This is a genomic window from Actinocorallia lasiicapitis (assembly GCF_054778695.1).
In genome coordinates this window covers 16,972-27,912 of record NZ_BAAGZI010000038.1, presented here as the reverse complement: position 1 = coordinate 27,912, position 10,941 = coordinate 16,972, and the positions used below count along the sequence as shown (strand labels likewise).

At 69.3% G+C, this 10,941-nt stretch carries 8 protein-coding genes and 1 pseudogene; 5 read left to right on the top strand and 4 right to left on the bottom strand.

What is annotated here, in order from left to right:
• Both ACYVE7_RS07365 and ACYVE7_RS07360 read right to left on the bottom strand, forming a co-directional pair.
• Positions 1-820 (bottom strand): annotated as a pseudogene (locus tag ACYVE7_RS07365) (polyprenol phosphomannose-dependent alpha 1,6 mannosyltransferase MptB); the annotation flags it as partial.
• Positions 821-895: 75 nt separating this feature from the next.
• Positions 896-1,765, bottom strand: a complete 870-nt coding sequence (locus ACYVE7_RS07360; protein ID WP_460363803.1) for an alpha/beta fold hydrolase — start codon at positions 1,763-1,765, stop codon at positions 896-898.
• Between the two features lie 184 nt (positions 1,766-1,949).
• Here ACYVE7_RS07360 and ACYVE7_RS07355 point away from each other — a divergent pair, with 184 nt between their 5' ends.
• The 3 genes from ACYVE7_RS07355 (at position 1,950) to ACYVE7_RS07345 (ending at position 5,360) form a co-directional block, all read left to right on the top strand.
• The gene (locus tag ACYVE7_RS07355; RefSeq protein ID WP_460363802.1) at positions 1,950-3,311 is read left to right on the top strand and encodes an aspartate aminotransferase family protein; all 1,362 of its coding nucleotides are present in this window, start codon (positions 1,950-1,952) and stop codon (positions 3,309-3,311) included.
• Between the two features lie 130 nt (positions 3,312-3,441).
• Entirely contained in the window at positions 3,442-3,726 is a 285-nt protein-coding gene (locus ACYVE7_RS07350) for a hypothetical protein (RefSeq protein ID WP_460363801.1), read from the top strand.
• Between the two features lie 83 nt (positions 3,727-3,809).
• Complete coding sequence (locus ACYVE7_RS07345; RefSeq protein ID WP_460363800.1) at positions 3,810-5,360, top strand: GMC family oxidoreductase; 1,551 nt, start codon at positions 3,810-3,812, stop codon at positions 5,358-5,360.
• A gap of 67 nt (positions 5,361-5,427) precedes the next feature.
• Here ACYVE7_RS07345 and ACYVE7_RS07340 read toward each other — a convergent pair whose 3' ends face one another.
• Positions 5,428-5,658: a CsbD family protein gene (locus tag ACYVE7_RS07340; protein ID WP_460363799.1), complete on the bottom strand. Its 231-nt coding sequence runs from the start codon at positions 5,656-5,658 to the stop codon at positions 5,428-5,430.
• A 162-nt stretch (positions 5,659-5,820) separates the two neighbouring features.
• Here ACYVE7_RS07340 and ppgK point away from each other — a divergent pair, with 162 nt between their 5' ends.
• Positions 5,821-6,567, top strand: coding sequence for a polyphosphate--glucose phosphotransferase (ppgK, locus tag ACYVE7_RS07335; RefSeq protein ID WP_460363798.1), 747 nt, complete (start codon positions 5,821-5,823; stop codon positions 6,565-6,567).
• Positions 6,568-6,629: 62 nt separating this feature from the next.
• Here ppgK and ACYVE7_RS07330 read toward each other — a convergent pair whose 3' ends face one another.
• Complete coding sequence (locus ACYVE7_RS07330) at positions 6,630-8,174, bottom strand: long-chain-fatty-acid--CoA ligase (RefSeq protein WP_460363797.1); 1,545 nt, start codon at positions 8,172-8,174, stop codon at positions 6,630-6,632.
• Positions 8,175-8,425: 251 nt separating this feature from the next.
• On the opposite strand from ACYVE7_RS07330, the gene leuS reads away from it, so the two are divergent.
• A complete protein-coding gene (leuS, locus tag ACYVE7_RS07325; RefSeq protein WP_460363796.1) occupies positions 8,426-10,936 on the top strand; it encodes a leucine--tRNA ligase in 2,511 nt (836 codons plus the stop codon).
• The last annotated feature ends 5 nt before the right edge of the window (positions 10,937-10,941 follow it).

The following is a 10,941-nucleotide window of genomic DNA, read 5'->3' as shown; positions in this document are numbered from 1 at the left end:
CGCGGCGTCGTGCGGTGCCCGTGACGGGCCCGCGGGGGAGCGCCGTGGCCGCGAAGAGCGCGAACGGCGCCTTGATCGCGGTCGCGAGGCCGAGGAACAGGCCCGCCGCCAGCGGCCGGCTCCGCAGCAGGACCAGGAAGGCGAGGGCGAGCGCGGTGGCGAGCCCGTCGAGGTGGCCGCCCGCGCAGACCGACCAGAGCAGCAGCGGGTTCGCGGTCCAGAGCAGCTGGGCGCGGAGCGGGGTGGTCAGCCGGGTCAGCAGCGCCCCGGCGGCCAGGAACGCGAGAGTGTTGGCGACCTTGAGCCAGAGAACGATGGCGGTGACGGAAGCTCCGCCGAGGACGGCCGCCAGCCCCTGGACGGCCGTCGCGACGGGCCCGTAGACCGACGGCGTGGTCTGCCACGCGTCGGAGGAGAACGCGGCGACGGGATCGCCGAGCGCCCGCAGGTCCGCCGGGGTCCACTCATGCGGATTGTGGCCGAGGACCGCGATCCGCCCGTAGGTCGCGTAGTCCATCAGATCGGTGGAACCCATCGGCGGCAGGAGGGTGAGCACGATCGCGGCGGACGTCCCGAACCAGAACAGGATCTTCGAGAGCGGCGGCCCCGCCGGTTCGGGGCCTGGCTCCGCGGCCCGCCGCAGCCCGAGCAGGGTTCCGGCCAGCCCGGCCAGCAGCGCCGTCCAGAGCAGGACGATCACCAGCAGGTCGTCGGGCCGGCCGGAGGGGACGGGCCAGTCGCCCGCGGGCACGGCCGCGGACGGGCCGAGCAGCCCCACCCCGGTCATCAGGGCGACGCTCAGCAGCAGAAGGGGAACCACTTGCCGACCGTAATCAGGGGAAATGGACCCTCGGTGTCCGCTTCGCCACCCCGGCGTTACCGACGGGGGACGGGCTCAGGCCAGCCAGTCGAGGACGGCGGCGTTGACCTGGCCGGGCCGGTCGGTCTGCAGGAAGTGGCCCGCGTCCCCGATCAGTTCGGTGCGCGAGCCGGGCGGCAACTGGGCGAGGAGGCTCCCGTCGGCCAGCCCGGTGGTCTCGGGCCCGATGCAGCCGTCCCGCCCGCCGTGCAGGTAGAGGGTGGGGACGGTGCCGACCTTGGTCAGTGCGAGCTGCGCCCTGGCGTAGGCGCGCTGGTGGAGGGCGGGGTCGAACATGGCGCGGTAGTAGCCGAGCGCCGCGGCGGTGTTGGCGGGGTCGGCGAGGATCGCGTCGAACACCGGGCGGAGGTCCTCGCTGTGGCCCGGCGACCAGTCGGCCCACAGGGCGGTCAGGAACTCCTCGTTGACGGACAGTTCGGCCAGCGGGGTCTGGAACAGGAAGATGTAGAACGAGCGCTTGAGCTGGTCGTAGCGGAAGAACGAGGCGAGCAGCGCGCTGATCGGCGGCAGGGCCAGCGTGACCGCTCTGCGCCAGCGGTCGGGGGCGGCGTTGGTGGCGCCGTAGGTGGCGGCGGCGCCCCAGTCATGGCCGATGATCACCGCGTCGGGGCCGCCGTCCAGGGCCTCGTGCAGGGCGTTGGCGTCGGCGGCCAGCGCGCCGGTCTGGTAGGCGCCGTCGGCGGGCACGGAGGTCGGGGCGTAGCCTCGCAGATAGGGCGCGACCACGCGGTATCCGGCGTCGGCCAGCGCGGGCAGGAGGTGTCGCCACGAGTGCGGGGTGTCGGGGAATCCGTGCAGGAGCAGGGCCAGCGGCCCGGTCGCCGGACCTGCCGACAGGTAGGCGAAGTCGATCCCGGCCGCCTTGATCGTCTTGAGCTCTCCCATGCCGCCCGACGGTACTCCGGGCCAGGCGAAAAGGACAGAATCGCATTCGGTATGCGATCCGGGGTCGCGCGGGGGCAGGATCTTCGGATATCGTCGTGCTCAGCCAATCTCACACGTGAATCCGTACTCAGGTTTGAGAACGGCCACGGATTAAGTCGGCGAAGACCTTTCAAGGAAGAATGTGATGACCGACCTCCAGGCAGCAGCCCGAGACAACCTCTGGATGCACTTCACCCGCCACTCGACCTACGAGAACGGCGGCGAGGTGCCGGTGATCGTCCGCGGTGACGGCGCCTACATCTACGACGACAAGGGCAAGCAGTACCTCGACGGCCTCGCCGGCCTGTTCGTGGTGCAGGCCGGCCACGGCCGCCAGGAGCTCGCGGAGGCCGCCGCCAAGCAGGCCGCCGAGCTGGCGTTCTTCCCGCTGTGGTCCTACGCCCACCCCAAGTCGATCGAGCTCGCGGAGCGGCTGGCTAACGAGGCCCCCGGCGACCTCAACCGCGTCTTCTTCACCACCGGCGGCGGCGAGGCCGTCGAGTCGGCGTGGAAGCTCGCCAAGCAGTACTTCAAGCTGGTCGGCAAGCCGACCAAGCACAAGGTCGTCGGCCGGCAGGTCGCCTACCACGGCACCCCGCACGGCGCCCTGTCGATCACCGGTATCCCGGCGTTCAAGGCCCCCTACGAGCCGCTGGTGCCGTCCACCTTCCGGGTGCCGAACACCAACTTCTACCGCGCCGAGTACCACGCGGACGACGAGTACCTGTTCGGCCAGTGGGCCGCGAACCGGATCGAGGAGGCCATCGTCTTCGAAGGCCCCGACACCGTCGCCGCGGTCTTCCTCGAGCCCGTCCAGAACGCCGGCGGCTGCTTCCCGCCCCCGCCCGGCTACTTCCAGCGGGTCCGCGAGATCTGCGACAAGTACGACGTGCTGATGGTCTCCGACGAGGTCATCTGCGCCTACGGCCGGCTCGGCACCATGTTCGGCGCGCAGAAGTTCGACTACGTGCCCGACATCATCACCTCGGCCAAGGGCCTCACCTCGGGCTACTCGCCGCTCGGCGCGATGCTCGTCCACGACCGGCTGTTCGAGCCGTTCAAGCACGGCGACACGATGTTCGCCCACGGCTACACCTTCGGCGGGCACCCCGTGTCGGCGGCCGTCGCGCTGGCCAACCTCGACCTGTTCGAGCGCGAGGACCTCCTCGGCCACGTGCGGCGCAACGAGGGCCCGTTCCGCGCCACCCTCGAGAAGCTGCTCGACCTGCCGATCGTCGGCGACGTCCGCGGCGACGGCTTCTTCTACGGCATCGAGCTCGTCAAGGACAAGGTCACCAAGGAGACCTTCAACGACGACGAGTCCGAGCGGCTGCTGCGCGGCTTCCTGTCCAAGGCGCTGTTCGACGCGGGCCTGTACTGCCGCGCCGACGACCGCGGCGACCCCGTCGTCCAGCTCTCGCCGCCGCTGATCGCCGACCAGGCGATCTTCGACGAGATCGAGCAGAAGCTCCGCGCCGTCCTCACCGAGGCCTGGACCAAGATCTAGCAGCACTCCGGGGCCGCGTGCCCCGGCCGGACGAGGATCCCGCGCGCCCCGAACACCGTCGACGGGCGCACGGGATCCTTTTCCTTAGGATCCGTCGCTGGCCGCGCCGATCGGGCAGATCGTTCCGCGCGTGTACGAACTGTCGGAGTTCCGGCCGGTCGGGGACGGGGAGCTGGCGGGCCTGCGACGGGCGGGGTTCGCCGTGGCAGCGGTGGCCGTCGCCGAGTCGGGGACGATCATCCTGGCGGGCGGCCCGGGGGAGTGGCGCCAATCGCTCGCTCCCCGCTCCTGCGTGGTCCCGGCCTCGGTGATCATCGCCACACCGGCCGACGCGGTCGCGCGGCTCCCGCCGTCGTCGCCCCAGCGCTGGGTCACGGGCGGCTCCGCGTTCGAGCTGGTGCTGCTCGCTCCGTAACGCTTTTGATGCTGGACAGCGGGTCCGTCCCGGGTGTTAAGTCCGGGATGACCAGTCATTCATTTTTCTCGGAGGAGCGCGCCGTGGAGTACGACTACGTGATCGTGGGAGCCGGATCGGCCGGAAGCGTGCTGGCCGCGCGGCTGTCGGAGGACCCCGGGGTCACGGTCGCGCTGATCGAGGCCGGCGGCACCGACAAGAAGATGGAGATCCACGTTCCCGCGGCGTTCCCGAAGACCTTCAAGACCGAGTACGACTGGAACTACCACACCGCGAAGCAGGACGAACTGGCCGGACGCGAACTGTACTGGCCGCGCGGACGCGTGCTCGGCGGCTCGTCCAGCATCAACGCGATGATGTGGGTGCGCGGCGTCAAGGAGGACTACGACGGCTGGGGCGTGCCCGGCTGGTCCTACGACGAGGTGCTGCCCTACTTCAAGAAGGCCGAGAAGCGGGTCGGCAGCAACAAGGGCGGCGTGTACGGGACCGACGGGCCGCTGCACGTCGAGGAGCAGCGGTCGCCGAACGTCACGACCCTCGCGTTCCTCGAGGCGTGCGCGGAGCTCGGCTACACCAGGCTCGACGAGCTGAACGGCCCCACCAACGAGGGCTTCAGCATCACCCCGGTGACCCAGAAGAAGGGCCGCCGCTGGAGCGCCCACGACGCCTACGTCAAGCCGAACCTCGGCCGGAAGAACCTCACCGTCATCACCGGCAAGCAGGTCGGGAAGGTGCTGATCGAGGACGGCCGCGCGGTCGGCGTCCTGGCGGGCGGGCAGGAGATCGTCGCCAGGCGCGAGGTCGTGCTCAGCGCGGGCGCGATCGGCTCGCCGCAGCTCCTGATGCTGTCGGGCGTCGGCGACGCCGAGGAGCTCGCCGCGCACGGCATCGAGGTCGTGCGGGAGGCGCCGGGCGTCGGCAGGCACCTGGAGGACCACCTGTCGGTGGGCGTGCTGCGGCAGTGCCTGCAGAAGGTGTCGCTGTCCGGCGCCGAGTCGCCGGTCAACCTGGTCAAGTACCTGCTGCTGAAGAAGGGGCCGCTCAGCACGAACGTCGGCGAGGCCGTCGTGTTCCTCAAGAGCGACCCCGCGCTGGAGGCGCCCGACCTGGAACTGATCTTCGCGCCCGGGCCGTTCGTCAACCACGGCCTGGACGAGCCGACCGGCGAAGGCATCACGGTCGGCGTCGTGCTGCTCCAGCCGGAGAGCGTCGGGCGGATCACGCTGGCGTCCGCGGACGTCGCCGACCACCCGGTGATCGAGCCCGCCTACCTGTCGGGCGAGTCCGATCTGCGGCGGATCGTGTTCGGGATGCGGGCCGCCGAGAAGCTGCTGGCGTCCGCCGCGCTCAAGCCGTACACCGGCGAGCCGTACGCGCCCTACCCCGGCGACTCCGACGAGGCCGCGATGGAGCAGCACGTGCGCGACCACAGCGAGACCCTGTACCACCCGGTGGGGACCTGCCGGATGGGCGTCGAGGAGACGTCCGTGGTCGACCCCGAGCTGCGGGTCCGGGGGATCGAGGGGCTGCGGGTCGTCGACGCGTCGGTGATGCCGCGGATCAACCGGGGCCACACCCACGCGCCGTCGATCATGATCGGTGAGCGTGCCGCCGACCTGATCAGGAACGCGTGAACCCCGCCACCGGGTGAGCGACGGGGTGTGCGAGCCGACCGGTCAGGTCAGCCCGTGAAGGCGCGTTTCAGCTCTTGAACATGCCCTTGATCTTCTCGGCCGCGTCGCTCGCACCCTTCTTGGCCTTCTCGCTGACCTCACTCGCGCCCTTCTTGGCCTTCTCACCGAGCTCCTGGGCCTGGCCCTTGAGCTGCTCGGCCATGCCTTCGCCCTCGGTCTCGGCGTCGCCGGTGGCCTTGCCGACGGTCTCCTTCGCCTTGCCCTCGAACTCGTTGATCTTGCCAGACATATCGGTCATGATCGACCTCCTGCTGCGAGTGGACGGTTCGGTCTCGATGCTGCCCGACGCCTCCCCATGGCGATCCCGAAAGGGTGCAAAGCTAACTTTGGGCGCGGGCAGGGCGGGCGATTTGTGATCTTTGGTGGGGATGGGGAACGGGGATTCGGGTAGGGCTTCGGTATGCGTGCACTGGGGATCGATGTCGGTGGGACGGGGATCAAAGGCGCTCCGGTCGATACGGAGACCGGGACCCTGGTCGTCGAACGGCTGAAGCTGCCCACGCCGAGACCGGCGAAGCCCGAGGCGGTCGCCGAGGTCGTCATGGAGATCGCGCGGCATTTCGGGTGGCGCGGGGTGACCGGGGTGACGTTTCCCGGAGTGGTGCACGGCGGGGTCGTGTACACGGCCGCGAACGTGGACCACGCCTGGATCGGGACGGACGCCGACGCCCTGTTCTCCCGCGACCTCGGGGACGAGGTGCACGTCCTGAACGACGCCGACGCCGCCGGCCTGGCCGAGGTCAAGTACGGGGCGGGCCGTGAAGTCCCCGGTCTGGTGATCATGACGACGCTCGGCACCGGGATCGGCAGCGCCCTGTTCTGGAACGGGCAGCTCATCCCCAACACGGAGCTGGGGCATCTGGAGATCCGCGGGAAAGAGGCGGAGAAGAGGGCGTCCGAGCTGGTCAGGGAGTCCCATGAGCTGTCCTGGGAGGCCTGGGCGGAACGGCTCAGCGAGTACTACCGGACCCTCGAGGCGCTGTTCTCGCCGTCCCTGTTCATCATCGGCGGCGGTGTCAGCAAGAAGCACGAGAAGTTCCTGCCGCTGATCGACGGGGTGCGCGCCCCGATCGTCCCGGCGGCCCTGCACAACGACGCGGGCATCGTCGGCGCCGCGCTCTTCGCCCGCCGCGCGCACCAGGTGTGAGCGCACCGGACAGGACAACGGCCCCCGCCCGTGGAGGCGGAGGCCGTTCTCGGGGTTCAGCGCTAGCGCAGCTCGCGCTTGAGGATCTTGCCGGTGGCCGTCATCGGCAGGGCCTCGCGGAACTCCACGATGCGCGGGTACTTGTAGCTCGCGAACTGCTCCTTGCCCCACGCGACCAGCTCCTCCTCGGTGAGCTCGCTGCCGGGCGTCTTGATGATGTACGCCTTGACCTCTTCGCCGTGCGAGTCGTGCGGCACGCCGACGACGGCCGCGAGGGACACGCCCGGGTGGGTCATCAGGACCTCTTCGAGCTCCCGCGGGTAGACGTTGAAACCACCGCGGATGATCATGTCCTTGGAGCGGTCGATGATCGAGTAGTAGCCCTCGGAGTCACGGGTGGCGACGTCGCCGGTGCGGAACCAGCCGTCCTTGATGGCCTCGGCGGTGGCCTCGGGGCGCTTGTAGTAGCCCTTCATGACGTTGTGGCCGCGGATCGCGATCTCACCGGGGCCCTCGCCCTCGATGGTCTTCCACTCGTCGTCGATCAGGCGCATCTCGACGCCCCAGATCGGCAGGCCGACCGAGCCGGGCTTGGTGGGCCGGTCCGGACGGTTGAACGACGCGACCGGGGAGGTCTCGGACAGGCCGTAGCCCTCCAGGACGTCCAGCCCGAACTTCTCCTTGACGCCCTTGAGGACCTCCATCGGCAGCGAGGCGCCACCGGCGGCCGCGACCCGCAGGTTCTCGCGGATGGCGGCGATGTCCTCGGCGGCGGTGTCGTCGGTCAGCAGCGCCCAGTACATCGTCGGGACGCCCGCGAACAGGCTGACCTTCTCCTTGACCAGCAGCTCGATGACGGCCTTCGGCTCGAACCGCGGCACCAGGACGAGCGTGGCGTGCCGGAAGATGCCCATGTTCATCTGGCAGGTCTGCCCGAAGATGTGGAACAGGGGCAGCGCGACCAGGACGGTGTCGTGCAGGGACCGCTCGAACAGCTTGTCCGACAGCATCGCGTTGGTCAGGAGGCTGTGGTGGGTGAGCTCGGCGCCCTTGGGCTGGCCGGTGGTGCCCGAGGTGTACAGGACGACCGCGGTGTCGGTCGGCTCGGTGAGCACGGTGTCGAACGTGCCCGGCTGGCCGCCGAGGGCTGCCCAGAACAGTTCGGCGCCCTCGATCGGCGACTCGGTGGTGGCGATCGAGGCGGGCAGCAGGAAGAAGTCCTTGCAGCCTTCGGCCTGCTGGAAGCCCGCGTAGCCGGTCTCGCCGATGGGGAGTTCGGGGGTGCCCTCGAAGCAGAAGAGGGCCTTGGCGTCGGAGTCGCCGAGGTGGTAGGCGACCTCACGCGGCTTGAGGAGGACGTTGAGCGGGACGACGACCGCGCCGGCCTTGAGGATGCCGAAGTACAGCATCGGGAAGTAGGGGAGGTTCGGGCTGGAGATCGCGACCTTGTCGCCCGGCTTGATGCCCCGCGATACCAGGAGGTTGGCCACCTGGTTCGCCACCGTGTTGACGAAGGAGTACGACAGTCGCATGTCCCCGAAGACGAGCGCGTCCCGGTCCGGGACCTCACGGGCGGCGTCTTCGATCAGCACGGCCAGGTTGAGCATGGAAAGTCCTCTTCTCGCGCCCGGGGCGGATTATCAGTGGGAGTTTACTTCCGGGTAACGACATCCAAGCTCAAAGCAAGATCAACCTCTAGAGGGGTGGACATAAAACTTGCCAGTTGCCACTGGCAAGCTCGGTGGGGTTGCCTGTGCGCTAGGCTTGGGGTATGCGTTCGAGGCTGCTTCTCAGCCCGCCGTACTGATCTTCGTCATCAGTACGGCCGCCCCTCCCTGCGCGAGGGGCTTTTTCGTTGATGCAGCCACCAGACCCCATCAGAGGAACAGCAGTGAGCGAAGACGAGCAGACATACGACCCGGCGGCCGTTCAGGACAAGTGGCAGGCCCGCTGGGCGGAACTCGGCACCTTCGTGGCCAGCGACGATCCCGCCGACCCGCGCGAACGCCGCTACATGCTCGATATGTTCCCCTATCCCTCGGGTGACCTGCACATGGGCCACGGCGAGGTCTTCGCCATCGGCGACGTCGTCGCGCGCTACTGGTTCCATCAGGGCCACAACGTGCTGCACCCGATCGGCTGGGACTCCTTCGGCCTGCCCGCCGAGAACGCCGCGATCAAGCGGAACGCCCACCCGGCCGAGTGGACCTACGCCAACATCGAGACGCAGGCGAACTCCTTCCACCGCTACGGCATCTCCTTCGACTGGACGCGGCGGCTGCACACCAGCGACCCCGAGTACTACAAGTGGAACCAGTGGCTGTTCACCCGGTTCTTCGAGCGCGGCCTGGCCTACCGCAAGGGCGGCCTGGTCAACTGGTGCCCGAACGACCAGACCGTGCTCGCCAACGAGCAGGTCAAGGACGGCGCGTGCGAGCGCTGCGGCGCGATCGTGGTGCGCCGCGAGCTGACCCAGTGGTACTTCAAGATCACTGACTACGCGGACCGGCTGCTGGACGACATGGACCAGCTCGGCGGCTGGCCCGAGCGCATCCTGACCATGCAGCGCAACTGGATCGGCCGCTCCGAGGGCGCCGACGTGACCTTCGAGATCGAGAGCGCGTCCGGCGGCCAGACGCGCCCGGTGACGGTCTACACGACGCGCCCGGACACCCTGTTCGGGGCGACCTTCTTCGTGGTCGCCGCCGACGCCAAGCTGGCGAGCGAGATCGTCTCCGACGAGCAGCGCCCCGCTCTGGACGCCTACAAGGCCGAGGTCGCCAAGCTCAACGACATCGAGCGCCTGTCCACGGACAAGGAGAAGACCGGCGTCTTCCTGGGCGTGCACGCGATCAACCCCGTCAACGGCGAGCGGATCCCGGTCTGGGCCGCCGACTACGTCCTGGCCGACTACGGTCATGGCGCGATCATGGCCGTCCCGGCCCATGACCAGCGCGACCTCGACTTCGCCAAGGCCTTCGACCTGCCGGTGAAGGTGGTCCTGGAGACGGGGGCGCAGGACCCGGCCGTCACCGGGATCGCCACCCCGGGCGAGGGCAAGCTGATCAACTCGGGACCGCTGGACGGGCTGACCAAGACCGAGGCCATCTCCAAGATCATCGAGATTCTGGAGGAGAAGGGGCTCGGCCACGGCACGGTCAACTTCCGGCTGCGGGACTGGCTGCTGTCCCGGCAGCGGTTCTGGGGCACCCCGATCCCGATCATCCACTGCCCGTCCTGCGGCGAGGTGCCCGTCCCGGACGAGGACCTGCCGGTCCGGCTGCCCGACGACGTCCGCGGCGAGGCGCTGGCGCCCAAGGGCGTGTCCCCGCTGGCCGGGATCGAGTCGTGGGTCAACGTCAAGTGCCCGTCCTGCGGCGCCGACGCCAAGCGCGACACCGACACCATGGACACCTTCGTCGACTCGTCCTGGTACTTCTTCCGGTACACCTCGCCCGGCTACCTCGACGGCCCGTTCGACCCGGAGAAGGTCCGGATGTGGATGCCCGCCGGGCAGTACATCGGCGGCTCCGAGCACGCGGTCATGCACCTGCTGTACACGCGGTTCTTCACCAAGGTCCTGCACGACCTCGGCATGATCGACTTCACCGAGCCGTTCGAACGGCTGCTGAACCAGGGCCAGGTCATCAACCACGGCAAGGCGATGTCGAAGTCGCTGGGCAACGGGGTCGACCTGGGCAAGCAGATCGACGAGTTCGGGGTGGACGCCGTCCGGCTGACCATGCTGTTCGCCGGTCCGCCGGAGGAGGACATCGACTGGGCCGACATGTCGCCGGCCGCGTCGCTGAAGTTCCTGGCCCGCGCCCACCGGGTGATGAGCGAGGTCACCAGCGAGCCCGGCGCCGACTTCGCCGCGGGCGACCTCGACCTGCGCCGCTTCACCCACCGCACGGTGGAGGAGGTCACCAAGCTGGTCGAGGGCTACCGGTTCAACGTGGCCATCGCCCGGATGATGGAGCTGACGTCGGCGGCCCGCAAGGCCATCGACAGCGGACCGGGCGCGGGCGACCCCGCCGTCCGGGAGGCCGCCGAGGCGCTGGCGATCATGCTGTCGATCGTCAGCCCCTACATCACCGAGGAGGGCTGGGAGGCGCTCGGCCACGAGGGCTCGATCGTCCGCGTGCCGTGGCCCGTCGCCGACCCGGCGCTGCTGGTCCAGGACTCCGTCACCTGTGTCGTGCAGGTGCTGGGCAAGGTCCGCGACCGGCTCGAGGTCTCCCCGGCGATCTCCGCCGACGAACTGGAGGCCCTGGCGCTGGCCAGCGAGAAGGTCCAGGCCGATCTCGCCGGGCGTCCGGTGCGGAAGGTCATCGTGAAGGCGCCGAAGATCGTCAACGTCGTCGTCTGACGTTC

Excerpts from the sequence above, each read along its gene's own strand:
- leuS (WP_460363796.1), top strand. The coding sequence starts at position 8,426 with ATGCAGCCACCAGACCCCATCAGAGGAACAGCAGTGAGCGAAGACGAG.
- ACYVE7_RS07340 (WP_460363799.1), bottom strand. The coding sequence starts at position 5,658 with ATGACCGATATGTCTGGCAAGATCAACGAGTTCGAGGGCAAGGCGAAG.
- ACYVE7_RS07360 (WP_460363803.1), bottom strand. The coding sequence starts at position 1,765 with ATGGGAGAGCTCAAGACGATCAAGGCGGCCGGGATCGACTTCGCCTAC.
- ACYVE7_RS07330 (WP_460363797.1), bottom strand. The coding sequence starts at position 8,174 with ATGCTCAACCTGGCCGTGCTGATCGAAGACGCCGCCCGTGAGGTCCCG.
- ppgK (WP_460363798.1), top strand. The coding sequence starts at position 5,821 with ATGCGTGCACTGGGGATCGATGTCGGTGGGACGGGGATCAAAGGCGCT.
- ACYVE7_RS07355 (WP_460363802.1), top strand. The coding sequence starts at position 1,950 with ATGACCGACCTCCAGGCAGCAGCCCGAGACAACCTCTGGATGCACTTC.